Source organism: Pseudomonas sp. FBF18 (assembly GCF_024261405.1).
Classification (GTDB): Bacteria; Pseudomonadota; Gammaproteobacteria; order Pseudomonadales; family Pseudomonadaceae; genus Aquipseudomonas; species Aquipseudomonas palmensis.
In genome coordinates this window covers 41,388-67,015 of sequence record NZ_QKRS01000008.1, presented here as the reverse complement: position 1 = coordinate 67,015, position 25,628 = coordinate 41,388, and the positions used below count along the sequence as shown (strand labels likewise).

Below are 25,628 nucleotides of genomic sequence, written 5' to 3'. Positions count from 1 at the left end.
CCATGCTGCTGCGTTTTACCAAGATGCACGGCCTGGGCAACGACTTCATGGTCCTCGACCTGGTCAGCCAGCACGCGCACATCCTGCCCAAGCACGCCAAGCAATGGGGTGACCGGCACACCGGCATCGGTTTCGACCAACTGCTGATCGTCGAGGCGCCGAGCAATCCGGACGTGGACTTTCGCTACCGGATCTTCAACGCCGACGGGTCCGAGGTCGAGCAGTGCGGCAACGGTGCACGCTGCTTCGCGCGCTTCGTGCTGGACAAGCGCCTGACGGCGAAAAAGCGTATCCGCGTCGAGACCAAGAGCGGCATCATCGAACTCGATGTGCGCGGCGACGGGCAGATCAGCGTCGACATGGGCCCACCGCGCCTGGTGCCGTCCGAGATCCCCTTCGACGCCCCTGCCCAGGCCCTGAACTACCCGCTGGAAGTGGCCGGTCGCACGGTCAACCTGGCTGCCGTGTCGATGGGCAACCCCCATGCGGTGCTGCGCGTCGACGACATCAACAGCGCCCCGGTGCACGACCTCGGCCCGCAGATCGAGAACCACCCGCGCTTCCCGCAGCGGGTCAACGTCGGCTTCCTCCAGGTCATCGACCGCCACCGCGCCCAGTTGCGCGTGTGGGAGCGCGGCGCCGGGGAAACCCAGGCCTGCGGCACCGGTGCCTGCGCCGCGGCGGTGGCTGCCATCAGCCAGGGCTGGATGGATTCGCCGCTGCTGATCGACCTGCCTGGAGGGCGCCTGTCCATCGAGTGGGGCGGCCCGGGCCGGCCTGTAGTGATGACAGGCCCTGCCGTACGCGTGTATGAAGGACAGGTTCGCCTATGAGTGAGTACCAGCCATGACCGACCAGCCCCACACGCCCACCGCAGAGCCCGACGCCTCCGACGCCCAGGGCTCGACGCCCAGCGTCGGGGCCCAGGACGTGGTGGCTTACCTGCGTGCCAACCCGGCGTTCTTCGCCGAGCATGACGACCTGCTGCTGGAGCTGCAGGTGCCTCACCAGCGCGGCGACAGCGTGTCGCTGGTGGAGCGCCAGCTCAAGCTGCTGCGCGACCGCAACATCGAGATGCGCCACCGCCTCTCGCACCTGATGGACGTGGCCCGCGACAACGACCGGCTGTTCGAGAAGACCCGCCGGCTGATCCTCGACCTGCTCGACGCCGACAGCCTCGAGGCCGTGGTGATGGCCGTCGAGGACAGCCTGCGCCAGGAGTTCAAGGTGCCGTTCGTGAGCCTGATCCTGTTCGGCGATACCGTGGCGCCCGTGGGCCGCTGGGTCAACCCGACCGAAGCGCAACAGGCCATCGGCGGCCTGCTGTGCGCGGGCAAGACGGTCAGCGGCACCCTGCGCGACCACGAGCTGGACTTCCTGTTCGGCGAGGCCCAGCGCCCCGAAGTCGGCTCCAGTGCCGTCGCCGCGCTCGACTATCAGGGCCTGCATGGCGTGCTCGCCATCGCCAGCCACGACCCGCAGCACTACAAAAGCAGCGTCGGCACCCTGTTCCTGAGCTACATCGCCGAAGTGCTCGGCCGCGTGCTACCGCGCTTTACCCAGACCCTGCGCCCGGTACGCTGATGGAGCGCCAGCTGGACGCGTTCATCGCGCACCTGCGCAACGAGCGCCAGGTGTCGGAGCATACCCAGCTGGCCTACCGGCGTGACCTGGCCAACGTGCTGGCCTACTGCGGGAAAACCGGCATCGCCAGCTGGAGCGCCCTGCAGATCCAGCACCTGCGCCAGTTCGTGGCGCGCCAGCACCATGCCGGGCAGTCGTCGCGCAGCCTGGCGCGCATGCTTTCGGCGGTGCGCGGCCTGTACCGCTACCTGAACCGCGAAGGCCTGTGCGACCACGACCCGGCCAACGGCCTGGCCGCGCCCAAGGGCGAGCGCCGGCTGCCCAAGACCCTCGATACCGACCGCGCGCTGCAATTGCTCGAAGGCGCGGTGGACGACGACTTTCTCGCCCGCCGCGACCAGGCCATGCTCGAGCTGTTCTACTCCTCGGGCCTGCGCCTGTCGGAGCTGACCAGCCTCGATCTCGATCAGCTCGACCTGCCAGCCGGCCTGGTGCAGGTGCATGGCAAGGGCAGCAAGACCCGCGTGCTGCCGGTAGGCCGCAAAGCCAGAGAGGCATTGGAAAAGTGGCTGGCGCTGCGCGGCATCAGCGCCCCGCAGGACAACGCGGTGTTCGTCAGCCAGCAAGGCCGGCGCCTGGGCCCGCGGGCGATCCAGCTGCGGGTCCAGGCGGCGGGCAGCCGCGAGCTGGGGCAGAACCTGCACCCGCACATGCTGCGCCACTCCTTCGCCAGCCACCTGCTCGAATCGTCCCAGGACCTGCGTGCGGTGCAGGAAATGCTCGGGCATGCCGACATCGCCACCACGCAGATCTACACTCACCTGGACTTCCAGCACCTGGCGAGCGTCTATGACAGCGCCCACCCAAGGGCCAAACGCAGCAAGGACAGTGACTCATGAGCATTCAGCTGATCACCTTCGACCTGGACGACACCCTGTGGGACACCGCCCCGGTCATTGTCAGTGCCGAGGCCGTGCTGCGCGACTGGCTGGCGGCGAATGCACCCGACCTGGGCGCGGTGCCGGTGGAGCACCTGTATGCCATTCGCGAGCGCCTGGTGCAGGCCGAGCCGGGCCTGCGGCATCGCATCAGCGCCTTGCGGCGCAAGGTGCTGTTCCATGCCATGAGCGACGTCGGCTACAGCGAAGCCAGGGCCCACGCCCTGGCCAACGAGGGCTTTGAAGTGTTCCTGCATGCGCGCCACCAGGTGGATATCTTCCCCGAGGTGCAGCCAGTGCTGGAGGTGCTGCGCCATCGCTACACCCTGGGCGTGGTCACCAATGGCAATGCCGACGTGAGGCGCCTGGGGCTGGCCGACTATTTCAGGTTCGCCCTGTGCGCCGAGGACTTGGGCATCGGCAAGCCCGACCCGCAACCGTTTCTCGAAGCATTGCGCCAGGGCCAGGCCGAGGCCGGCAATGCCGTGCATATCGGCGACCACCCGGGCGACGACATCGCCGGGGCCCAGCAGGCCGGCCTGCGCGCGATATGGTTCAACCCGCAGGGTAAGGCGTGGACGGCCGAGGGGCAGCCGGATGCCGAGATCCAGCGCCTGTCGCAGTTGCCTGAGCTGTTGCTCAGTTGGCGTTAGCCCCGCTGGCCCCATCGCGGGTCAAGCCCGCTCCCACAAGGGTTGCGGTGATCGTTGTAGGAGCGGGCCTGCCCCACCATAGCGTCAGCAGCGGCAACCGATAACGCCACCCACAAAAAAGCCCGCAGCGACGGCGGGCTCTTCTGTTCGACGGCACCCCTCAGATAGGACGGCTACCGTACTTGTTGTCTGGCTTCTTGGGCGGATCGGCGACCACGTTGGCCTCCACTTCCTGCACCTTGCCGCCACGCGACAGGAACTCTTCCATCGCCTTGGCGAGCGCGTCGCGCTCCTTCTGCTTGGCTTCCATGCTGGGCATTTCGTCGACCGAGACCGCAGCCTTGGACTTGCCCTTGGCTACCGGTGCGGGGCTGTCGTCACCGCTGTCATCGGCAACGTCGTCGGCAGCCGCTTCCAGGCCTTCATCGGTATCGTCTTCGTCGCCCACTTCGAGGTCGTCGTTTTCCAGATCATCGTCGCTCATGTTCTACCTCATGACTTGCGAAAAGCAGATAAGTTATAGACCAACAGCGCCAGGTGCGGCCACTGCCGGAAAAATCCAGGGCCACGGGTAGCCCGCGGCCAGCGGCGCCCGCCCTACCGCCTGGCGAGCACCGTGCGGGCCCGTGCAGGGCCCGACAAAAAGAAAGAGCTGCCGGCATTGCTTCACCAGCTGACCCCGCCGTGAGCGGCCTGTTCAATGCCAAGCCTAGCAAAGGGTATCGAAGTGCGCGGACAGGTCATCCGCACCCTACGGCGCGCATTCTAGCGTGATGTGTGAAAAAGCAAAGTGCCTAAATATCCTTGTTCGCTGTAAGTTTTATGCTTGATGGCCATTACAGCGTCAAGCGCCTGCAAATGCCCCCGTGGAAACCGTTTGCGTGCCCTTGGATGGACAAAATCCAGGCAAAAAAATGCCCGGCAAGCCGGGCATGTTTTTTCGAGCATGTTACAGGTTGTAGCCACGCTCGTTGTGCTGCGCGAGGTCGAGGCCGACCGCTTCTTCCTCTTCGTTGACCCGCAGGCCCATCACCAGGTCCAGCACCTTCAGAATCACGTAGGTGACGATAGCGGTGTAGATCACCGTGAAGCCCACGCCCTTGGCCTGCACCCAGACCTGTGCGCCGATATCTTCGACGGTACCGAAGCCGCCCAGTGCAGGGGCCGCGAACACGCCGGTGAGAATCGCGCCGACGATGCCGCCGATGCCATGCACGCCGAAGGCGTCCAGGGAGTCGTCATAGCCCATCTTGCGCTTGAGGCTGGTGGCGCAGAAGAAGCACACCACACCCGATACCAGGCCGATCACCAGCGCGCCCATCGGGCCTACGGTGCCCGCAGCCGGGGTGATCGCCACCAGGCCTGCCACCACACCGGAGGCGATGCCCAGGGCGCTGGGTTTGCCGTGGGTGATCCACTCGGCGAACATCCAGCCCAGCGCAGCGGCGGCCGTGGCGATCTGGGTCACCAGCATGGCCATGCCGGCGGTGCCGTTGGCAGCGGCTGCGGAGCCGGCGTTGAAGCCGAACCAGCCGATCCACAGCATGGCCGCGCCCATCAGGGTGTAGCCCAGGTTGTGCGGGGCCATCGGGGTGGTCGGGAAACCCTTGCGCTTGCCCAGCACCAGGCACGCCACCAGGCCCGCGATACCCGCATTGATATGCACCACGGTGCCACCGGCAAAGTCCAGTACGCCCCAGTCCCACATCAGGCCGCCGGCACCGGACCAGACCATGTGCGCGATCGGTGCGTAGACCAGGGTGAACCACACGGCCATGAAGATCAGCATGGCCGAGAACTTCATGCGCTCGGCAAAGGCACCGACGATCAGGGCCGGAGTGATGATGGCGAAGGTCATCTGGAAGGTGATGAACACCGCCTCGGGGAACAACGAGGTCAGGCTTGCGGGGGTGACGCCGGCCAGGAAGGCCTTGGAGAACCCGCCGACGAAGGAATTGAAGTTGACCACGCCCTCTTCCATACCCGTGGTATCGAACGCCAGGCTGTAGCCGTAGACCATCCACAGAATGCTGATCAGGCCGGTGATGGCGAAACACTGCATCATCACCGAAAGCACGTTCTTGGAACGCACCATGCCGCCGTAGAACAACGCCAGGCCCGGGATGGTCATGAACAGCACCAGCGCGGTGGCGGTCAACATCCAGGCGGTGTCGCCGGAGTTGAGCACGGGGGCGGCTGCCTCCTCTGCCATGGCCATGCCAGGCATTACGAGGGACAAAAGGGCTCCTAGCCCTGCGAACTGACGCAGAGTCATATTGTTATCTCCTGGGGCGTTGGGGTTTGGGGCGGCGTTACTTAGATCGCGTCGGTATCGGTTTCACCGGTACGGATGCGGATGGCCTGTTCCAGATTGACCACGAAAATCTTGCCGTCACCGATCTTGCCGGTGTTGGCCGCCTTGGTGATCGCCTCGATGACCCGGTCCAGGTCCTTGTCGTCGATGGCGACATCGATCTTCACCTTGGGCAGGAAATCGACTACGTATTCAGCACCGCGATACAGCTCGGTGTGGCCTTTCTGCCGTCCGAAGCCTTTGACTTCCGTGACGGTAATGCCCTGCACGCCGATTTCGGACAGCGACTCGCGCACGTCGTCCAACTTGAATGGCTTGATGATGGCAGTGACTAGCTTCATGAAACTCTCTCCCGAATTGGTGGACTTGCCCCAGGAAAACAAACCCGTCTCAAGTCTAAGCGCAGTGCCTGGCTTTGTAACGCTTCGTCGGCCTCAATCCCAAGGCCCGACACCAGTGCATGAGTCACTTGGCTCTAAGCAGAAACCTTGCCATGTCTGCCAAAGCCACCAATTACAAGGGCTTGCGTGCCTTGCTTGGAATTGGCCAGTCGCCAGCAGGGCAAACACGCACAAAAACGGTGCGCTACCGATCGGGGGAATGCGCGAAAAGCGTGCGGGGCGAGCGGGCGTGGGGTGCGTGTTACACTGGCCGCCTCTTTGCATTTACCGGACGGACCAACATGCTCGCGCCCAAAGCCTTTCTCGATGCCCTGAGCGACCAGGCCTCGCGCCTGTTCAGCGGTGACACCGCGCAGCCGCGCAGCGAACTGGAAAGCCAGTTCAAGGCGCTGCTGCAAAGTGGTTTCAGCAAGCTGGAACTGGTCAGCCGTGAGGAGTTCGACAGCCAGATGGTAGTGCTGGCCCGCACCCGCGCACGCCTGGAGGCGCTGGAGGCCAAGGTCGAAGAGATGGAAGCGCGGCTGAACCCGGCGGCTGCCGAGTAGAGCGCAGCGCAGCCTTCGTCGGCGGGGCCGGCGCCTGCAGGGTCATGCAGGGGCCTGCCTCACCTTCTCATACCGCACATCCCCCTCCTCCAACTGCGCCACCACCTCCCACCCCCAAGCGGCGATAGAAGCCATTGGCACGCACGCCGTCGCGGCCCGAAGGCTGCACCGGGGCGCCGTGATCTTGACCAGCGCTCCTGGCCCCGTCAACCGCTGCAAAACCTCGACTCACTCTCCCCCGCGCACCCTGCGCGCGCACCACTATCCTTGCCCCAGCCGCAGGACGCGGCATTGTCCCGATCATGGAGTGTGCATGTCCCTCGCCCTTGTCCACAGCCGCGCCCAGGTGGGCGTACTGGCCCCTGCGGTCACCATCGAAGCGCACCTGGCCAACGGCCTGCCCAACCTGACCCTGGTCGGCCTGCCCGAAGCCACGGTAAAGGAAAGCAAGGACCGTGTGCGCAGCGCCATCCTCAACTCCGGCCTGGAGTTCCCCGCGCGGCGCATCACCCTCAACCTCGCCCCCGCCGACCTGCCCAAGGATGGCGGACGCTTCGACCTGGCCATAGCCCTGGGCATCCTGGCCGCCAACGGGCAGATGCCGATCGCCTCGCTGCACGCAGTGGAATGCCTGGGCGAGCTGGCGCTGTCGGGGGCGGTGCGCTGCGTGCAGGGCGTGCTGCCGGCCGCCCTTGCCGCCCGCGAAGCCGGGCGCGCGCTGGTGGTGCCACGGGAGAATGCCGAGGAGTCCTGCCTGGCTTCGGGCCTGGTGGTGTACGCCGTAGACCACCTGCTGGAACTGGTCGCGCACCTCAACGGCCAGCAGCCCCTCGAACCCTACAAGGCCAACGGCCTAGTCCTGCACAGCCAGCCCTACCCCGACCTCAACGAGGTACAGGGCCAGCTCGCCGCCAAGCGTGCCCTGCTGGTCGCGGCGGCCGGGGCCCACAACCTGCTGTTCAGCGGGCCACCCGGCACCGGCAAGACCCTGCTCGCCAGCCGCCTGCCCGGCCTGCTGCCACCGCTGAACGAGCGCGAAGCGCTGGAGGTGGCGGCCATCCAGTCGGTCGCCAGCCCGCTGCCGCTCAACAGCTGGCCGCAGCGTCCGTTTCGCCACCCGCATCACTCGGCGTCGGGGGCCGCACTGGTCGGCGGTGGCAGCCGCCCGCAACCCGGCGAGATCACCCTGGCCCACCATGGCGTGCTGTTTCTGGATGAGTTTGGCTTTTTGCTTTCTGCTAAAAGTTGTCTATACCGATAAAAAGGCTCTGCGACGAGGGCTCTGGCTGACCGTCAGTGAGATCCCACCGATGACAATCATCAAAGATATCAGTACTTATCAGACCTACCCCTACGAAGCTATGAGTGCTGAGCTTGTGGCTTGCCTAGCGCAGGCCCTTGGCCACCCCAAAAAAAGATCAGTAAATTCTATTTTGAAATCTCTGGAATGTTTCCTGCAAATAACGGATCAGGCTTTATCGCTTGACGAACTAAAGTCTAATGTTTCGGATGAAAAGCTGAGCGACTTCATAGGAGCACTGCTTAGCCCGCAATTTAGAATCTTAAGCCATGATCGAAGGGTAGCTTTAGCTAACAACCTTCAAGACGCGATAAATACCATCAGACAAAAGCACAGCCAACTGGATTGGCGAGGAAAAGTTAAAAGCTACGATATTTATAGCTATTACAGGGGACGGTTCGAGGCGCTAACATTAAATAGCAACAAAGTCTATTATTGGACAGGCTGGCACTGCAAAAACATAAACGACAACATAATTTCTTTACCGCTTCGACCAGTTTACATTAACTACGGGAGAGCTGCAGCAGAGAAGCTCTATGAAATAGGGAAAAATTTTCACCAAAGCAGGAGAACTTGTTCGAATGTTAGTATAAATACAATAAGCAGATTCTTGGAAGACCAGTCACAACAATATACGGCTTATGCGCTAAAAGATCGCAGTGTCTCAACCGATTTTTTCACGGACCTGTGGATCCACTATTACAAACATCACATTGCCAAAAAAAGTGGCCACGCAAATGTAGTGTCAAGATGGAGAAACATTATACGCCCATTCATATTAGAACACATTGTACCATCTAATATATTCGGAAACCCGTATGATATCCCTGACCCTAAATCAACACCCCCCCAAGGGGCTGACTCAAACATAATCACTGAGCTAGATCGTGAGTACAAGAACAAACTCATAATTAGAATACCATTAGAAATCCCAGATGAAGAGGCGTTTGCTAGAATTAGAGCCGATATTTATAGCGCTCACAACCTTGTGATGACATGGTGCGAAAGCAAAATCAGCGCGGCAATGACAGCATACACAATTACTCGTGAAATGGCAGAAATTGGTAGCTCAGTAAAAGTTGGTAAGCCTGCCAGTGACTCACGAGGGAACGCTTGGTTATTATCTAAGGACAACCCCGAAGCGCTAGCCAATCTTGCCGCGACATTTAGTGAATATGGCTATGCAGGGTTAAAATCGGCCTATAAGAATTTTCATAGTTTATTCCCGAAGTTGCCGACCCAACTGGGACTACCAAATCGCCAAACGCTACTACCTTTCTGCATCAAGTTAATCACAAGCGACCCAAGGATCACGCCAGCGTTCCTGGCAAGCGTTGAACTCTATGACTCTCGAGGAATGTTGAAAGGCTTAGAAAATAGCGACACACCACAATACATTCACGGTTATAAAGACAGGAAGCATGCCGATAGCTCAGAAATGCGAATCAAGCTAACGTCTGAAACAGCAACGATTGTGGCAAGTATAATCGCGCTTACGAATCCACTGCGAGAGTTCTTAAGATCCAAAAATGATGACACATGGCGCAAACTTCTCATATCAACCCCGAAAGGATTAGGCAAGCCACTCCACTACACGTGCAAAACAAACAACACAGAATATCACCAGAAGACGGTGTGCGATGAGCTAACCGCATTGGCCCCGGATGCTGACACCTTTATTATCCAGCAGTTATCTAAGACGATTTTGCGCCCTGCAACAATGAGGTCCACGGCAGCAGTCATAACCTTTCTGGAAACTGGAAGTGTTTATTCAATGGCAGAAGCTCTGGGGCACAACAGATATGATCCAGACCTCTTAGAAAGATATCTCCCGCCAAGCATATTGTACTTCTTCCGGGACCGTTGGGTGCGTAAATTTCAGACTGGCATTATAGTGCAAGCTTTGAAAGGCAGTCCTTACCTATTAGACGCCAGCGGTTTCAACTCGATGGGGCAGCTAGAATCTTTTCTTGAACTTAACTGCCTTGCGATACCAGACCGGGATATTGAATCACGCGACCAGTCTACAACAGACAAAGTTCTTGTTAACATCGACCCAGTCATAGCCAGAGCAATTGTTACACTAACGTCAGCTTGCCCGCCTGGAAAGAAATTAAATTCCAAAGCACAACATTGGGCAGACTTTTCCCAGTGCCTGCTCAGCTACTTAAATTCCGATCCAGAAAACAACCTTGAAATACTGGAACTAATAGACTATGCAAAGGCACTCGGCCCTGACCCTTCAATAGAAGAATTCATATATGGCTAACACCTATAAAGGAGAGGCAGCTAACCACGAATTCCTTACAGACTTCGTATCAAAAGAATCCAACAAGTACAAATCGGCGTCCTTCTTAAGATCAGACTTTTATGAAAACATATGGCGACTTGAGTTTCAAAAAGAGTCGTTAACCGTCGACTTCAATATCCCGCTATCAGCCAACACTGTTCTGACCGACGACTCCAACAGCAACCTTCTCATGATCTTTAAAACCTGGATATGCTCGGCTGACCGATTCAGTAAAGATCGCGGAGTATATGCAGGGGAAACCACAAAACACAGGAAAGTTATACGAATTTTGTCAATTTTAGACTACATGCTTCTTCGAAATGAACAGTTATTATTAGAAGAGCATGCTCTAGCGCTTTTCAATCGCAATGAATACGCTCTTTTTCTCAAAAGCATTAGCCGGTCTTCAGAAAAATCATTAGCCTTCTATAATTGGGATATCAAGCTTTACGACTACCTCATTACATTGGCTAACTCAATTCCACCTGAAACCATTCAACAAGTAATCAATGAAACTCCGATTTTATCATTAAATCAAAGCCCTTTGACTGAGCAAGAGTGTGCAAACGAAATTGACAGTATATTTAATGACAAACTAGGTGGCAATGTTGAAACTTTGCTCATAATTCGCGCAGCGCTTTGGCACTCTGGCATGTACAAGCAGTGTAGTATGGCCGAATGGAAATATGTACCACATGTTAGGAAAATAACCGAAAAAATCTATCCTAATACGTTACGAGGTAAAACCCATCACAAAATACCAAGTGCGCTAAAGCTGCTACCGAAGTGGAGGCGTAACACAGAGTACCCTATCGTCCCCGTTCGACAAAAACATCGAAAGATGGACGAAAGGTCATTCTCATCTTATGTCTATGAGCTCAGAGACTTGAATAGGCTTGGCCGAGAGCTTCCAGGCATGCCGCTTGAAGCTATCCCGGAAGATAACGATGATGATGCTTATGCGCACTGTGATTTAACTTCCACAGGCCGCTACAAGACGGCTCCGGTTACAGTTGTACTCTCCGCACTTCGCTCGGCGATCGAATTTTACCTTGCATACGGTGATGCAATAACGGATACCTTTTTGGAATTCGCCAAGGCAGCTAAAGCGTCGGCGCTTACGTTTCAACAGTTTGGATCAACGAATGAAGCTAGTATTTTGTTAAAAAAATTGCCACCCGCATTAGGCATAACAAGATGGGCGACTTCACTTTCAGAAAGAAAGTCCAAACTCGTAACTTCCAAAGCGGACTTCTACTCAGCCTTCAGAGCTTCACCTGGACTATGGGATATACTGCGAATACTCTACGGCGCAATTCAGCTCACCATTGGCACGCTACAGGCACGTAGAGAATCTGAACTGAGAAAACTCATAGCTAATGATTGCTTAGTAGAAGCAGGAATGGCGCTCAGGACAGTTAACCGCAAGTCGGGATACATGGACATGAACGAATCGATCATCCGTCCAACTCCGGATATAGCCCGCCGCATGATAACAACGATAGAAAACATGCAATGCGGGCTTATTGAAGCGGGACTGTTAGATGATTGGCGAGCGCTTTTCAGCTACCCGAGCATTAACGGAAAACTTCAAAGTATTTCCCACACATCATACAACAATAGCCTTAACTTTTTCTGCGATTATACTGAAACGGATCTAGATATGCTGGGGCGGCGTTACTATCTACGCCAACATCAACTACGTCGATTCTTCGCTCAAATTTTCTTCTGGAGTCAGACTAACGACGAGTTAGACGTCTTGCGCTGGGTACTAGGGCATACTGACCCTGAAATGGTCTATCACTACATTACCGAAACAACTCCAGGCAGTATTTTACGAGAATTGAAGGCGGGGTGGGGTACTGATCGCATACGAGCAAGCGATGGTCAAACAGAGAACCTCGCTCTATATTTGCGCACCCACTACGGTGTCACCGACTTCTCATTGCTCAATGATGAGACCATAGATGGTTACATTGAATTTAGCCTGAAGCACGGCGACATCGATATTGAACCGCACTTTTTTACAAATGGCTCAACCGTTTCATATCGTATCATCGTGATAGTTAGGGAGAAATAATGTCTAATCATGATATCCCCGATAGTTGCATGTCAACCACCGAGAACATAAGACTTCTAAATGATGTCATATCAAATCCAGCATCTTTTAATAGTCAGGCAGGGTTGCCTGAAGCCCTCAGGTCTCAGTCCGCTCTTGTGAAATACACAAATCCACGTTACAAAATTATCGCATCATCACTCAACACATTTAAACGCAATTGTGCTCTTTACGCTCCCGGAGGGTTCGCCGATGTGGACAGGCTGAGAAAACAGGCAGCCATCGCACTATCCCGCGCATCTAATCCAGAAAAAGCACGGCGAAAAACTCAAAAAGAGCTCATTTCATTTTTACAGAAAGAAATCAGCTCGATGGGTGTCGACCTGCTAGTTTTAACTAACCTGCTGACCAGATCGATGAATCAAACTAGATACTATGCATGCCTATCTACGGATAATTCTGTTCTAGCATTATATGAAAAAGAAAGGCGAGAAATCATTGATATGCTGACCTGCGTTGATTCCGATCAGTGGCGTAGCCTACATGAAAAAGCTTTATAAGTTAACAAAGAGCGGCGCCACGCTACCTGCTGCGGTCGACAACCAGCATCAAGTAATATTGAAAGACGCAAGTAAAATACCGTGCCTTTGGTGGCCCGATGGGCGATGGTGTGTAGAAGCAAATTTATGGGTACTAGATCTCTATAATAAAGGTCGCTCTAGGACTGAACGAGGGGGAACTCTTCTATCCTACACAACAAATATTAGCCACCTTGTAAGATATGCGCACGCTCAGAAGACCCGGCTACTGGAGATAACTGACATACAGTTCGGATTTTTTATAATCAGTTTGCTTGGTGAGCGAAACTCGCAAGGTGCGAAGATCCGCAATCAAAACTCAGTGGCCAACATTTGTAGGAACTGTTTAACATTTATTGATTTCATTGGAAAGACTTTTGGGGTTGAACCCCGACTCACCATAAAAAGAAAACCTACCAAAATCAGGCTCCTTAATGGTCTTCAGGTATCACGCATGACATTATGGAACCCCGCAACTCCCCAAGAGGCACGGAGAACCACCCGTTTTCCGATCAATATAGATGCCATTAAAAAATTAAGACTTGCCGCAGCGAGCAACATAAACTCCTCTCGTTTTGTCCGTGAACGCAGACGCGTAATGATAAGACTACTAGAAATGACTGGAGGACGCAGACTGGAAATAAACTTAATTACGGTAAGCAGCGTGATTAAAGCTAATTCTACGGGCAGCATTACTCTAACTACAGCCAAGCAAGGCGGATCGACAAGCACTACAACCCAGGGTAGTTCTAAGACTAGAGAGTTACCTGTAAGCAGGTTGGATTTAAAAATGCTTATGGACTTTATACACTACTATAGAGCCCCAGTTATTGATTCCTTTTTAAAAATTCATGAAGACCATGACAGGTTGCTCATCAGCGAAAGAACTGGCCTACCGCTAACATCAAATCATATTACCGCTGAGCTCGCTGGGCTCCGAAGGCTTGCTGGTTTAAGTGAACCCATCAGCCCACACCTATTTCGCCACCGCTTTGTGACAAAAATTTTCGTTGCTGAATTATTGAACAAAAAAATCGAGTCGCTCGGCACGTTCAAATCCATGCTCTTAGACACCGAGAGTTTGAAAAGAAAGGTCATGGAATTAACAGGCCACCGAGATTCTCGATCTTTGGATATCTATATACACCTAGCTTGGGACGAAGCAAATTTAATCAGGAGTAGCCTACCCTCTCTTGAAAAACTACAACAGGTTGAAGCGATTCGTGAGAATCTAATGATGCTGCAAGCAGATTTGAAGCTAGATAGTCACTCTGAGGAGGTTAACACTATCCTAGACTTAATTAATAGATTCGAATCGCTTCTATAACAAGTAGGCCTGCCTAAGCAGGCCAACTAATTAGGCTGCCTCGTCACAAATCGCTAGCAGCCACACATTTTGTCGTATTTTCGCGTGGCCAGTATTATACTTACCATCGCGATCAGCATCAGTGAGGTTCTTCTCCTCTACCTTCATGGTCACGATACTTTCAATGCATGCATTATTTGCGACGCCAACGCTGAGTGAGTTAACAAGGTTGAGCGCATCGAGGGTTTTTTTGTAGGGTTGATCTACTTGATTTTTAATCCAGAGTGCTATATTCATACTGGAATCATCAGAAAAGTAGAAATTATTGCCTTTCTTACTTAGCCCAATGGATACATGATCCCCGCCGCCCGGGGCATACGGAATTAGCGGACCATTTTCTAGGCTGGTTCCAAACAAATAAAGTTTCACCATTAGCACCTGCGAGCGAGTAGCCTTTATCGCCGCCGGGCGTGTCATATGGTTAGCGGTGCCGACCAGGAACTGAGTAGCAACTTCATGACGTAATCGCCCTACGATGTCATAAGCATGATCGCGCAGGTAGGTAATTAGCATATCTGCCGGAAAAGCAAGGATACTCCCCTTTGTAAGCTTTAGATCAAACTCCTTATCATCGATCTTCAAGCCTTTCGCAACGATGTCCTGATTGTCATGGTCGGGAACATTTCCGTCGGTGACCTCAATTGCACGTGCTACGGCGAATTTTGCAGTGAAACCATCGGATGCTGATCGAACAACACTGAGAATGTCGCATTGTTGCGTAATATGCACTAAATATTCATTTTTACGGTTCTCTTCTGTAGAACCCAGAACAGCGCCGAACGGTAACAACCGGCTAAAATTCTCGAGAATCTCCTCATTTTCCTTGGTAAGGAAGCTTTTCTCAAAAGGGAAACCCAACCAGTTAAAATGCGAGACCAGGTCTCTAGCAACGCCAGGATTGACAAACGAGGCCAAAAATCTTGTAGAAATTGATGGATTGCTTTTAGCATCGCGACGGACCAGTTGCTGTTTAAAGCAAGCATCTAGCTGTCCAATGGCATCAGAGACCTCCGCTGAACGCTCCACGTGCCACAAATACTCTTTAGCCAAGTACTCGCTGAGATGTCCATCATAAGGATCACTGTCTAGGCTTGCGCTAAGGTGGATCTCCTGCATGGCTGCAGCATCCAAGTTCCACAGCGTAGTTTCAGCGCTGTTTTGTGCCTCACCTAGTGCACCTGTCCATACAGACATGAATTTACGCATGTGCTGCGCTACTTGCTTCTGGCGCTGGAGCTGTTGGTAGTTAAGACGAATACCTGCAGAGCCGAAGTTTTCTTTAAAAACCTCTTTTTTAGGTAATAAGACAAGGCCGGCTGCACTAATCTTGGACTGAGTGCTGAATACCTCTTTCTCAGAGATTAGCTCTTTACGGCTAGACATAACGATAATGCTAGGCAGCTGCTCAGGCTCAGAATCACTTAGTGCTTTCAGATACCTAATTAATTCCTCAACTGCACCTGCGCTGTTTTGCAATACAAGGTCAAAAATAATCAGATCGTATGCTAGTAAGTCTTCATGTCTAGTAGGCCGAGTCTTTACAAATTTCAGTTCAAATTCAGGCGAGGCAAAAGCCCCTTCTAGCGCATTTTTGAGTTGAGATACTTCTTTCGATCTTTCCAAAAATGGGTTTAGCCAGGTCTTATACTCCTGCTCAACCTTTGCCTCAAACTGAGCGTTCAGCAATACGCTTTGTACAAAATTGTCAGACTGTAGATAAGCCTGCTTTTCATCGTCGTTATATTTATCGGTATCGGGCAGGCCACCGATCTCCTCTGTTAGCCGCCAGAACTCTTCGAACTCTGGCGATGTAGTATCTCCCAACGTAGCTCTAAAGCCACTAACCACCTCGTTGAGATGGAATGAGGTTAGGCCTGCTAGTTCGTCGTCTATTACGATTACCTGAAAAATTTTTTCAGGCGTCGCTTCCTCGCTAGCCTCAACAAGCGCCGGCTCCACGGCGGGATCGTTGACCGCATCAGTCATGTATCAAACCTCATCCTTTGGTAGTTCAATAGTAAAAGTACGTTGACGACCATCATCATCGACACTTTCATCCATAAAAATTTTGCCACCATGGTATTGGACGAGCTCCGAGGCTATGTAGAGCCCTAAGCCCTTCCCTTTTCGCCGCATTGAGAAATAGGGCTTGAAAATCTCTTTAGCGTACCGAGGGTCAACTCCAGGACCATTATCAGTAATGCTCACGGTCAATGCACGCGAGTCGACATCAAATCGAATCTCACGCTCTTTTTCTCCCGGCTTCAGACCTTGCTGAACCCAATAGACCGAGTTAGTTATTAGATTTTCAAGAGTCTGTGCAATCAAACCTTTGACCATGAACACATTCAAAGGCTCATTAGATTCCATCCCATCAAGATAGACCGACGAGTTTATTTGATGACGTTTAAACCTATTTTTAAAGCCGCCAGCGATCCCTGCTACTTGCGCTACCAAATCGTACCGCTCCTTGCGATTACGTCCAGATGGGCTCATGGCGTCAACGGTACGGATTCGCTTATTAGTCGAGATGATTTGAGCTCTTAGGTTGTCGACGACTGTCACCACCTCTCGATCACCACTTTCTTTCAACTCCGTCAGGAGTTCACCGGTTCGCTCTGTTAATCGAGAGAGTTCATGAATGACAATTTCGACCACCAAGCCAATATTTGCCAACTCAAGGAGTTCCACCCGAGTTTCACGCGACAAGCTCAACGAGTTTTTTATAGTATTTACGTACTCGACTTGACTATGCAACGTCTCTCGAATTTCTAAGAGCTTACCTTTGTGTTCCTTTGGAAGATATTGTGCAATATCATTCACTATTTTTATAGTTTTCTTAAGCTTGTCTTCGGACTTCCTCAGAGACTCGTTCGTAGACTCCTCTGCGATTAGCATCTTCGCTTCGGCTTCTTTAATGGTGTTGATATGCATCCGAAGGTCTTGGACAACTACTCCGCCCAAAATTTTCCTTAGAACTTCTTGCTGCGGGCAGGCGATTAAGCGCTCTCGGTTTGCAGAGTCGATCAAACAGGGGTTCATTTCAGATGAGATACTAACACTACCAACTGTTTGGTATCTATTGAGAGCAAAGCCTTTAGATTTTAATGCCCCACTATCCCATTCGAGCCAATCGTCATCCATACCTCCTGTCTTACCGATACGGAAATTATCCCGGTATATTGCAAAGCCTCCACACCAGTGATTCAACTCATCAGCGATTTGATTTCGATTGTAATCAACCTCATTGGTAGTTAGCGACTTCCTATTAAACCACAAACATCTGGCCGTCCAACTCCCAAGTTGCTGGAATACCTCTACAGAAACATTAAGCTGGTTAGAAAGCTCTTTTCGCGACCAAGTTCTTATCTCCTCAGAGCTCGTTGCGCGCCACGACAAGGCTCTGCGCAGCACGACATCCGTCCCATCTAAACCTGCTGGGTCGAATTGAATAGTAGCGGTGAATTGTGCACAGTCTTTCAACCACTTCGGCAAAGAGCTAATTGGCTGTCTCTTACCGTTAAAATATATGTCTATTGGATATGGCTTTCGCACGGGAGCAAAAGGATCCTGCAAACGCCGCATGTAGCGATGGATGAAGGCATCTACCTTTTCCTGCGTCCAATTGGACGTCAGATCTGTTATAACGATCCTGGTGCCTTTTTCGCCAGGCTCTGAGGACCTAGACTTCTTGACCTCAACACTAATCTGGTCCAGGTACAGATCTGGGTCGTCGAAGTCAGACCATTTAAAATCAATCTTATGCCAAGCCTTGTCACTGTCCGTAGTTGATTCAACGCTCGCAGTTCCACCTAGTCGCATCATTGATAAACGACCGATGCCTTTTTCGCCCAACAAAGCAGGCTCGCCGGGTAGTGCGTTTTTCTTCTGCTTGAGCTTTCCAGGTGTACCAATGACCAAAAAGCGATCAGACAGATCATCCTTAGTCATACCATACCCCTTGTCCTCAACAGTTATATACTGTTGACTACGGAGTGACTTTAAAAAGTTGGCAAACTCATGACGATTAATGCATTTCTTCGCTTCAGCAATTATTAGCATCCGCTCTTCTGGAGGTAGTTCCTCTGAAATCGACTTACGAACTCGCTCAGTGGCTTCAATATTGTCGATTTCTTTACTTTGAACTTGCTCACCAATTAATTCCAGTGCCGCTAGATCTACAGCCGCATTGATCCGGACCTGCACGCGAGGCGATCTGGCGTCAAAAGCATTTTTAATTAACTCGTTGAGTGCCACGTCATCTGACGTGATGAGCTCACCACCGAGGTGCTTTAGAGTTCGTGCTGCAATTCTAAATCCGACAGCCATATTTACCCCTTAAACTCTTTTCGCCGTTATCTAATAGTCCATCTCAGATATGGGCCTGAGCAAATAGCAAAGTGCGGTTCAGAAACCGCAGAGCCAGCACTAAGGTTGACATCAGTCACGGTGGAAGCAAACGAAATTGACGATATTTCTTCACGATAGGCATGGGCAGCCATTGCGCTCGTCCGTGATCTAGACGACAAGGATAATGGTAAATCGCCATCGTCGGTAGGTGTGAAGGACAGTATGCAGGTGACGCAAACACGATGTGCTGACGTCCGGAGCCTCGGCGAGGTGCCACGGACGTCAGAGGGGAGGGATTCTGAGAAGAGGAAAGCTGGCCAATCGATGCACACTCTAGCCCAAGAGGCCGCGGTGTGGGGTTCGTGTGAAGGTTCTATTTATGACAGACGTTACATCCCCCGTCAGCCTCATCGACCCCGTAGATGTCATCGATATCCATATTGTCCTCCCATGGACGTAGAGGGTTTCTTGGCCGCCGTGCTTTGGTACGTAGTTTTCGCGCTTCATATTCCTTACGGATTGCAGCGACACGTGTTGGTTTTTCTAAATCAGAGAGCGGCTCACCTTTAGTCCAGGTAAAAGGTGACCCATGATCCAAAGCTGTCTTTTCCAGCGCCTTAGCCTCTTCGAATGCGTCAGGGTGACGTTCTCGCAGTCGAACCCATTCAATTTTTTGCTGGAAGAAACAAAATGTACATCCGCTGCGGCTTCGCCACTCGTAATACTCAGGCAGCCCGACACCAGAGGATTCCAGGATCTCGATGACTCCTGGCTTATCTACCCCCTCCTCACGGAAGGGAAGCACCACCTTAAGGCTCTCATGCTTAGAGGCGTACCCTTCGCGATAGTCCTCATCGGATCTGATGGCGACGTAAGAGAAAACCTTCTCACCTGCCGCTAGCATCGGTCGAGTCCACTCCTCGAAGGGTGCAAGCTTCAATTGCCGCGTGCACCAGCGCGTCTGAGGTGAAGGAAGAAAATTGTTGTACTCCCTTAGCCAGAACTCAAAATCTCTTCTGGGATTCAGCCTCAGGATCGGCTTACCCAGGAATCCTTCAAGCCGCCCGAGAAAATCCTGCACCTCTGGCAGTTCCTCTCCTGTGTCGGTGAAGAAATATTCGATATCCAATTCGGGCCTTGTCTGGCGGATGTATACCGCTAGAGCAGCGCTATCACGCCCCCCAGAAAGCCCCAAGAGATGCCGCTCACGCATGGCCTGGTCCTTCGTTCACGATTGTGGATCCAGCCCGGGCAAGAGCTGCGAGGAGCAGATCATCCTCAAGCCCGGAGCTACGCAGTAACTCCAGAACCTTTGTAGCTGCACCTGAAACTATCTCTCTATCTCTGCCGGCAACCTCAAAGGTTTTGTTGACAACATCTGAAGAACCGCCGGAACCAATCACAATAGAGAAGGCCTCACGCCCTGGTGCTCTGCCGTTAACCGCGATCAGCGCTTCGGCTTTCCTGAAAGCGAGCGATAGATCTGCTACGGCAATCAAGGCGGCGTCCACATCTAAATCAGTCCAATCGCGTGGGGGCTTTTTCGCTGCCAAACTCAGGATGTTATCCATCGCCAAAACCGTGCCATCCCGCTCTTGCAAACGCAGAGCAAAGCCCTCAAGGCGAAGATCTCCAGTAGCTTTGGACACGTAACCGGCACGCTCCCTGAGTTCGGGATCATCCCCTTCCTTAGCATCGATGGCTTCAGCTAGCCGGTTATCTACCTTACTCAGCATTGCTGGATAGGCTTCTGTTAGCTCCAATAGAGCGCTTTCTAGGAGAGCACCATCCCGCACCGAGCCATCCTCAAAAACGCTTGGCAGATCTACGAACAGCAACTTATGCGGATCAGATGCTTTCACCAAAAGATCGCGGACAGTACGCGCCAGCCCCGACAGCTGCTGGGTCCGCCTTGTCCACAACGGCTGACTGAAAACGACCTTTACGAGTGCTCTGGCAATATCTAGAGGAGATTCGGAAGTAGCTTCAAAGCCACACTTACTCAGTACAGCCGAGATAGTTTTAAGCTGCTGTGCTTTTTCAAGATCTTCATCAACCCACCGCAGCGCGAAGCGGCTAGGATCCTGCAGCATTTCGTCCACATCAACGTCTGTAAACCGTGGCTCAAAGATCCCGTCCCGATAGATAGCAACCTTGTCGGAGTGAGCGAGCATGAACGCCACAGCAAGCACCGGGAGCATCCCGCTTTTCACTCCATAGGGAGCACCGCTCCAAAGGGTGTAAAGGTCTCTCACCCCTACAGTGCCGACAATTTGGCTGGCGAATTTCTTGAGTGCTGCACTCCACAGAGGATGGAAATTTCTCTTGTTGCTTGCTTTAGGTGCCTGGAAACTCCAAATCCCTTGCTTATCCAAGCAATGGAGCTCAGTTGAGGAAAGCAGAGTTTCGTACAGCCCCCGCTCGGCAGGGTATCCCTTGATGCCTAAACATTCCTCATGTGTATTTTGAACCATACGATGGAGCAGATCACGGCGTGCTTTCACGCTATTGCTGGATAAGGCATCTCTGTTTACGAGCTCACTCCACACTCTTGGAGCAGAGCTGAATGTTCGCGCTGCCACGTCCGAGGCAAGTGATGACAGGCTAGTCGGTCTTACGAAGAGCCCCTCATACAGCCACTCGGCGCGTGCGACTGCCTCTCGCAACGCTTCCTCAATTGCTCCCTTTACAGAAGATAGCCGCGCAGCCACCTCGCGCCTAGCAACCGAGTCACCCTCCAATTCAGGGCTGCTCTCATACACCAGTCGCAGTGACATCAGCTCAGCACCAAGGTCAGCTATGAGCTCGTGGTTAGGCGGAATGCCGAAGAACAGCGTTTTCTTTGAGTTGCTCTGCAACTTGCTCAAAGTCCTGGCCACATCCTCGACCGTGGACGCACGTTCAGGGAGCACCAATGCCAGCCTGCCAAACTCTCCACTATCGGGCTCGTAGCTTTTCGACAATCGCTCTGCTTCTTGCACAGAATGCATAGTCACTCCCAGCCATCGGAACGTACCGGTGGAGTGGTAGTGACGCTTGGCGATGATCGGATTCAAACTCGCCATCGCCGTCAATGCTTTCGTGTCAGCCTCTACGAACGTAGCCCGAGCTTTCGCCACTTCTTGATCGATGTCGAAGTCGCTGCCTTCGAAAATGGTCCATGCCCCGAGATGAGTTCGATAAAGCGCTACGCGCCATGTCGCTAAACGCTCCATAGCCCGTGTTATGTCAGCTTTTGAGTAGCCAGGCAAAACGGTGTGCAGCACGGCCTCATCTGCCGCGAGTCCCGAAACACCGCGGAACATGTCGATTAACGCGAGCGCTTTAGCCAGCGAGATCTCTGTTTCTGTGGCGCCCTTGGATGCAGCGCGCTCTACCGCCTCAACAGCCTGTGCCCAGCGGTGCCCATCAGGAGAGGCCAGGATCGCCTGCTCAAGATTCGCTCTCAGGTAATCCCAAAAAAGGTCTGGTCCATAAAGCGACTGCTGATCCCAACTCGAAAGAAAATCTTGGAATCCGTGAGGCTCAAGCGATGTTAGGAAGCCAAATACGCTTCGCTCATTTTGACCAAACTGCCGCCGAGAAGCAGGTCCGAGCAGTGCTGCGGTTACTGGGTGAAGTGGCCAGCACTTATCAAGAAGAGATCCCATACCACGTCCTACTGCAGGACGTCGGCCAGAAATGGCAGCTCCAATCGTGTCGCTCATCTCGACTGTGTTTGGATGAGCAATTTCACAATGGATCGCCCTTCCTATCAGCTCGACTACTTCATCACCCGTGGCAACGAAAGAGACGTCTGTGAACCGGCCTTGGACTTTAGCCCACTCGTCTCTTGCCTCAATACCGAGGCGGGATGCGTATTGTCGGAACGCTTGGTGGAGAATGCCCAAAACGACCAGTTTTCCCCGGCATCGAGCCGCGACTTCCGCCAGATCTTGGAAGAAGTGAACATCGTCACCACCGGCGGCCGACGCCTCAAGCAGCTTCCCCATTTCGTCGACGATTAGAAGTACGCCGGCACGGCCATCTCCCTCTGCTTCACGAACCAAAGCATCTATCAAAGCATCTGAGTTACCAACTGATTCGGCTCGCCCGGTAGCTTTACTAAAAGACTTGGAAAGCTCTGCGAGGATACTGCTGCGACGTCCAACAACCGGGATTACAAGCCAATCGCCATCGTCAGTGTTAAACGCTTCTCTAAATGAGGGAACCTCACTAACGAAGCACTCCGACTTTTTACGCAATGATGCATCGTTGGCGATGGCAGCAGCTAGGACGAGAGCCAGAGACGACTTCCCTCCTCCGTATGGACCTGTCCAAGTGAACGCGCGCTGACTACTGCCAACGATCTGTCGCGTCATAATCGAAAGCGCCTCACGGGCCGTCTCGGTCAGCACATAGCCGTCCAAAGCATCATGCCGTCCAAGGTCTGCATCTATGCGGACTGAGCGCCGATAGTGTCTTTCGATTCTCACTGGCGCGGCCTCGAGCAAAACATCAGACTCAACGGACATAGGACTCTCTCAACAATTTGGCCATCATCAGCTCACATTCAAAATCACCGCGGTAAACCTGACGCAGGCCCGAGGTATCAGACCACCGCAGCTTCCCGTCAGTAAGCTCGCTCAAAGTGAAAAGGCGTTCCGCTACTGACTCCTCATCGAGCTTGAAAACTCGACCAGGAGAGCCTGGCGCGTAGGCTGCGGTTTCAAATGTGAGAGAAGATTCACCTGCGCGGTGCCGCTGCCAAAAATCTAGGAGTGCCCATGTGAAGAAAGCGTCGGTAAGTGTTGATTTAGGCCCGCGTCGGAAGGAGAAGACGCCCTTCCGCTCCTCTTGGAGTAAACCGAGCTCAGCAAGCATAGGCTCAGCGGCTTCTTCAACCGAGGACATTGCGGATCTAGGAGCATATCCGCGCAAGCAGGTGTCCAAATCGCGACTCAGGGTTGCGCTAGAGAGTTTCCTTCCGCCAGAAATGGCTTGAGCAAATTTGGTAAGCGTAGGAAGCGCTTCGTCTCGACTGAATGATTGCGAGGAGAAGACATTGAAAAGCCAATACCACGTAGTCGAACGGCTCCCGCGACCGGCCAAACACCAATGTGCATACCATGCGGTAGTAGGATTCTCAGAGAATGGATCCAAACCCTCATCAAGGAAGATTTCTTTACCTGCCGGGCTGAGCTGGAAATTTCGTCGTGACTCATCCTCCACCAAGACATCACACGCTAGTGCCCAATGCTTAATAGCCGCAACCATATTTCGGCCTACACCGAACTCTGCGATAGCCTTCTCGTCGGTGAAAGTGGTCTTGGGCACGAGCCCATCTGCATCTGCAGTTTCAACCGCTTTTTTTAGCCACATCTGACGAAGCGGGAACGTCTCATGCCCAGAAAAATGGGCGTCTATCTTGCCATCGTGCATCGAAGTCATTGGCCCCATCCCAAAATGCTTCCCCTTTCCAGTACCAGAGGTCCGGCCTGGAGGACCCATCCAGTCGTCCAAGGTGATTAGGGCGCATTGTATCCCCGGGATACTCCTCTGTCTCTTCTAAAGGGGGTGTCGAATTTCATCCTCAGCGTCTAGGAGCTGATGGTCGATTGGAAGCGAAGACCACGCATGGCAGCAGACACCCAATCTCAAGCGAGACACAGGTGTAGCTTGCCGTTGCGATGAATACGGAAGGGAAGTCCAGCGATGTGGGGATGGCTAAGCATGCACAGCGCAGCATCTGCACTGGAACACAAGCCTACTGACTGCAGCTTGAATTTTGGTTGGATAGCTCGCTCATCACCTCTGATACGAGGTGTACCGGAGAGCAGCCTAGCGCTTCAGATAGCGCAATGATCGTCGACAGAGTAGGTTCGTGTTTTCCCCTCTCCATCAGGCTCACGTAATTCCGCTGAAGCTCTGCGTTCAACGCAAGTGTTTCCTGGGTAAGGGCTAGGTGCAACCTCGTCCGGCGCAAAACCTTGCCAAAAGCTGTTGCTACGTCCACGCACCCTCCTGTCAGGAGGGAACTGTGCTGGACTACACAGCGGACGTCTTCACAGTATACTGGTAATCACATAGATACCGTTTAGGGATGTTTCTGTTGAGTGCCTTGTTTTTCGATCTCACCAATGATGATGGTGAGGATCTTCCTAACCCTTTGAGTGGTATGGATTGCCCTATCACGCTTGACCGATTTTCACATACAGGCCGCGCGCCTGTTTTTCTCATATGTCACTGGCGTCTCGAGAAAGGTGAAAAGTGCTATGAAATTTCTGTGATGGATAAAGCACTTGCTGCAAAAGGCTTTGTGAGCAGTTTGCACCATAATCCAACCGCAGGCGTGGACAAAGTTTACCTGCTTGCCTCACCTTCCCCCATGACAGACAAGAGATGGTTGTTAGAAAAATTTGTTGATGTGCAGATTTGCTCACCTAGCCCCGATCAGTCGCACTTGGTGAGCTACATCACTGATCAACGCCACCTGCTCTACCCAGCACAGGACATGATGTATAACCTTTCCTACAACATGACCGTCAGGAATGCCTGGCCGACCCGCCCATCCCACCAAACGCCCTGAGCGACCCCAACCTTTAAACTCCAGCCCATTAACTATCTAGTTGGCGCTGAGCTCAGACTCGAGCTTGGCGCTAGGAATGGCGTAGGACCTGGAAAAAGTTTAGGCTTGTATTCGTGCAAGGACATAACTTGGACAACCTTACCCGCTGCAGACACTCCGAGAACAGCCGACATGGCGCCTGATGTGACGTGCCCTCCCCCCTTACCTCGATCATCGGGCTTCTTAAAAGTAGCAAGCTTGGTTAAATATTCGTCAAATTTATCTTTCGAAACACCTGACTCAAGAATTTCGATAGCCGATTTAGTTGGCCTTTTCAAAAAGTAAGGACGCGACTTCAGAACCAAACCTATTTTCCTATCGCGCAAACCATATACGATGAAATGGTGCTGATAGCCTTTGAGCTCTGAAAGTGCTGCTTGATAATTCTCAAACAAAGTATCTTCAGTATGAGCATCGGAAAGCCTTCTCTTGAACTCTACTAAAACGAACAGCTCAGACTGAGCGAAAATTGCATCGCCAGCGGTCCTTTCATGGAGGCCCGATAACGGCGCAGCAAAATCGCACCGATCACTTGCCACTAGTTCCGCTACGAACATGTATTCAACTGTTTTCTCCCACCACATCAGAAGCTTCCCTCTACATCATTCAACAACAAGCCCCAAAATAGCAGGGCTCAAAACAC

At 53.2% G+C, this 25,628-nt stretch carries 20 protein-coding genes and 1 pseudogene; 11 read left to right on the top strand and 10 right to left on the bottom strand.

The annotated features are described in order from the left end of the window. Positions 1 to 2: 2 nt before the first annotated feature. Genes dapF through DN387_RS14320 form a run of 4 tightly spaced genes read left to right on the top strand, consistent with a single transcriptional unit; the run spans position 3 to position 3,175 of the window. Positions 3 to 833 (top strand): diaminopimelate epimerase, encoded by an 831-nt coding sequence (gene dapF / locus DN387_RS14335; RefSeq protein WP_054915483.1) that lies wholly within the window; start codon positions 3 to 5, stop codon positions 831 to 833. Between the two features lie 13 nt (positions 834 to 846). Beyond that, the gene (locus tag DN387_RS14330) at positions 847 to 1,584 is read left to right on the top strand and encodes a DUF484 family protein (protein ID WP_043863357.1); all 738 of its coding nucleotides are present in this window, start codon (positions 847 to 849) and stop codon (positions 1,582 to 1,584) included. Continuing rightward, positions 1,584 to 2,483 (top strand): tyrosine recombinase XerC, encoded by a 900-nt coding sequence (gene xerC, locus DN387_RS14325; protein WP_054915482.1) that lies wholly within the window; start codon positions 1,584 to 1,586, stop codon positions 2,481 to 2,483. The genes DN387_RS14330 and xerC overlap by 1 nt, the downstream gene beginning before the upstream one ends. After that, entirely contained in the window at positions 2,480 to 3,175 is a 696-nt protein-coding gene (locus DN387_RS14320; RefSeq protein WP_043863355.1) for an HAD family hydrolase, read from the top strand. Before xerC ends, DN387_RS14320 begins: the two co-directional genes overlap by 4 nt. A 160-nt stretch (positions 3,176 to 3,335) precedes the next feature. Here DN387_RS14320 and sutA read toward each other — a convergent pair whose 3' ends face one another. The 3 genes from sutA to glnK form a co-directional block, all read right to left on the bottom strand. After that, a complete protein-coding gene (gene sutA, locus DN387_RS14315; protein ID WP_043863351.1) occupies positions 3,336 to 3,659 on the bottom strand; it encodes a transcriptional regulator SutA in 324 nt (107 codons plus the stop codon). A 465-nt stretch (positions 3,660 to 4,124) separates the two neighbouring features. Then, the gene (locus DN387_RS14310; RefSeq protein WP_043863350.1) at positions 4,125 to 5,450 is read right to left on the bottom strand and encodes an ammonium transporter; all 1,326 of its coding nucleotides are present in this window, start codon (positions 5,448 to 5,450) and stop codon (positions 4,125 to 4,127) included. Positions 5,451 to 5,491: 41 nt separating this feature from the next. After that, on the bottom strand, positions 5,492 to 5,830 hold the full coding sequence (glnK, locus tag DN387_RS14305; protein ID WP_002555808.1) for a P-II family nitrogen regulator: 339 nt from the start codon (positions 5,828 to 5,830) through the stop codon (positions 5,492 to 5,494). 341 nt (positions 5,831 to 6,171) lie between these two features. Between glnK and DN387_RS14300 the strand changes: the two genes are divergently transcribed. From DN387_RS14300 to DN387_RS14275, 6 genes and pseudogenes are all read left to right on the top strand, one after another. After that, positions 6,172 to 6,435, top strand: a complete 264-nt coding sequence (locus tag DN387_RS14300) for an accessory factor UbiK family protein (RefSeq protein ID WP_043863349.1) — start codon at positions 6,172 to 6,174, stop codon at positions 6,433 to 6,435. 313 nt (positions 6,436 to 6,748) lie between these two features. Further along, positions 6,749 to 7,654 (top strand): annotated as a pseudogene (locus DN387_RS14295) (YifB family Mg chelatase-like AAA ATPase); the annotation flags it as partial. Positions 7,655 to 7,745: 91 nt separating this feature from the next. Continuing rightward, positions 7,746 to 10,004, top strand: a complete 2,259-nt coding sequence (locus DN387_RS14290; protein WP_254506103.1) for a hypothetical protein — start codon at positions 7,746 to 7,748, stop codon at positions 10,002 to 10,004. Next, positions 9,997 to 12,105, top strand: a complete 2,109-nt coding sequence (locus tag DN387_RS14285) for a hypothetical protein (RefSeq protein WP_236171725.1) — start codon at positions 9,997 to 9,999, stop codon at positions 12,103 to 12,105. The genes DN387_RS14290 and DN387_RS14285 overlap by 8 nt, the downstream gene beginning before the upstream one ends. Before the next feature lie 29 nt (positions 12,106 to 12,134). Further along, on the top strand, positions 12,135 to 12,644 hold the full coding sequence (locus DN387_RS14280) for a hypothetical protein (protein WP_236171727.1): 510 nt from the start codon (positions 12,135 to 12,137) through the stop codon (positions 12,642 to 12,644). Then, complete coding sequence (locus tag DN387_RS14275) at positions 12,628 to 13,989, top strand: tyrosine-type recombinase/integrase (RefSeq protein WP_254506101.1); 1,362 nt, start codon at positions 12,628 to 12,630, stop codon at positions 13,987 to 13,989. The genes DN387_RS14280 and DN387_RS14275 overlap by 17 nt, the downstream gene beginning before the upstream one ends. Before the next feature lie 30 nt (positions 13,990 to 14,019). Here the strand turns inward: DN387_RS14275 and DN387_RS14270 are convergent, their stop codons facing one another. The 6 genes from DN387_RS14270 to DN387_RS14245 all read right to left on the bottom strand — a co-directional run bounded on the left by DN387_RS14270 (position 14,020) and on the right by DN387_RS14245 (position 24,373). Then, positions 14,020 to 16,014, bottom strand: a complete 1,995-nt coding sequence (locus DN387_RS14270) for a hypothetical protein (RefSeq protein ID WP_236171731.1) — start codon at positions 16,012 to 16,014, stop codon at positions 14,020 to 14,022. 3 nt (positions 16,015 to 16,017) lie between these two features. After that, the gene (locus DN387_RS14265) at positions 16,018 to 18,357 is read right to left on the bottom strand and encodes an ATP-binding protein (protein ID WP_236171734.1); all 2,340 of its coding nucleotides are present in this window, start codon (positions 18,355 to 18,357) and stop codon (positions 16,018 to 16,020) included. Between the two features lie 394 nt (positions 18,358 to 18,751). Then, positions 18,752 to 19,591, bottom strand: a complete 840-nt coding sequence (locus DN387_RS14260; protein WP_236171736.1) for a hypothetical protein — start codon at positions 19,589 to 19,591, stop codon at positions 18,752 to 18,754. Further along, complete coding sequence (locus DN387_RS14255) at positions 19,584 to 22,892, bottom strand: ATP-binding protein (RefSeq protein WP_236171738.1); 3,309 nt, start codon at positions 22,890 to 22,892, stop codon at positions 19,584 to 19,586. Before DN387_RS14255 ends, DN387_RS14260 begins: the two co-directional genes overlap by 8 nt. Beyond that, a complete protein-coding gene (locus tag DN387_RS14250; RefSeq protein WP_236171740.1) occupies positions 22,882 to 23,808 on the bottom strand; it encodes a DUF4007 family protein in 927 nt (308 codons plus the stop codon). The genes DN387_RS14255 and DN387_RS14250 overlap by 11 nt, the downstream gene beginning before the upstream one ends. 316 nt (positions 23,809 to 24,124) lie before the next feature. Next, a complete protein-coding gene (locus tag DN387_RS14245) occupies positions 24,125 to 24,373 on the bottom strand; it encodes a helix-turn-helix domain-containing protein (RefSeq protein WP_236171741.1) in 249 nt (82 codons plus the stop codon). A 96-nt stretch (positions 24,374 to 24,469) separates the two neighbouring features. Here DN387_RS14245 and DN387_RS14240 point away from each other — a divergent pair, with 96 nt between their 5' ends. After that, positions 24,470 to 24,946: a hypothetical protein gene (locus DN387_RS14240; protein ID WP_236171743.1), complete on the top strand. Its 477-nt coding sequence runs from the start codon at positions 24,470 to 24,472 to the stop codon at positions 24,944 to 24,946. 32 nt (positions 24,947 to 24,978) lie between these two features. On the opposite strand, the gene DN387_RS14235 is transcribed toward DN387_RS14240, so the two are convergent. Beyond that, the gene (locus tag DN387_RS14235; RefSeq protein WP_236171745.1) at positions 24,979 to 25,569 is read right to left on the bottom strand and encodes a hypothetical protein; all 591 of its coding nucleotides are present in this window, start codon (positions 25,567 to 25,569) and stop codon (positions 24,979 to 24,981) included. Between the last annotated feature and the right edge of the window lie 59 nt (positions 25,570 to 25,628).

Coding starts and splice junctions, on each gene's coding strand:
- DN387_RS14265 (WP_236171734.1), bottom strand. CDS start 18,357: ATGGCTGTCGGATTTAGAATTGCAGCACGAACTCTAAAGCACCTCGGT.
- dapF (WP_054915483.1), top strand. CDS start 3: ATGCTGCTGCGTTTTACCAAGATGCACGGCCTGGGCAACGACTTCATG.
- DN387_RS14255 (WP_236171738.1), bottom strand. CDS start 22,892: ATGTCCGTTGAGTCTGATGTTTTGCTCGAGGCCGCGCCAGTGAGAATC.
- DN387_RS14320 (WP_043863355.1), top strand. CDS start 2,480: ATGAGCATTCAGCTGATCACCTTCGACCTGGACGACACCCTGTGGGAC.
- DN387_RS14260 (WP_236171736.1), bottom strand. CDS start 19,591: ATGCGTGAGCGGCATCTCTTGGGGCTTTCTGGGGGGCGTGATAGCGCT.
- DN387_RS14290 (WP_254506103.1), top strand. CDS start 7,746: ATGACAATCATCAAAGATATCAGTACTTATCAGACCTACCCCTACGAA.
- DN387_RS14310 (WP_043863350.1), bottom strand. CDS start 5,450: ATGACTCTGCGTCAGTTCGCAGGGCTAGGAGCCCTTTTGTCCCTCGTA.
- sutA (WP_043863351.1), bottom strand. CDS start 3,659: ATGAGCGACGATGATCTGGAAAACGACGACCTCGAAGTGGGCGACGAA.
- DN387_RS14275 (WP_254506101.1), top strand. CDS start 12,628: ATGAAAAAGCTTTATAAGTTAACAAAGAGCGGCGCCACGCTACCTGCT.
- glnK (WP_002555808.1), bottom strand. CDS start 5,830: ATGAAGCTAGTCACTGCCATCATCAAGCCATTCAAGTTGGACGACGTG.
- DN387_RS14250 (WP_236171740.1), bottom strand. CDS start 23,808: ATGACTTCGATGCACGATGGCAAGATAGACGCCCATTTTTCTGGGCAT.
- DN387_RS14330 (WP_043863357.1), top strand. CDS start 847: ATGACCGACCAGCCCCACACGCCCACCGCAGAGCCCGACGCCTCCGAC.
- DN387_RS14235 (WP_236171745.1), bottom strand. CDS start 25,569: ATGTGGTGGGAGAAAACAGTTGAATACATGTTCGTAGCGGAACTAGTG.
- DN387_RS14270 (WP_236171731.1), bottom strand. CDS start 16,014: ATGACTGATGCGGTCAACGATCCCGCCGTGGAGCCGGCGCTTGTTGAG.
- DN387_RS14280 (WP_236171727.1), top strand. CDS start 12,135: ATGTCAACCACCGAGAACATAAGACTTCTAAATGATGTCATATCAAAT.
- DN387_RS14285 (WP_236171725.1), top strand. CDS start 9,997: ATGGCTAACACCTATAAAGGAGAGGCAGCTAACCACGAATTCCTTACA.
- xerC (WP_054915482.1), top strand. CDS start 1,584: ATGGAGCGCCAGCTGGACGCGTTCATCGCGCACCTGCGCAACGAGCGC.
- DN387_RS14300 (WP_043863349.1), top strand. CDS start 6,172: ATGCTCGCGCCCAAAGCCTTTCTCGATGCCCTGAGCGACCAGGCCTCG.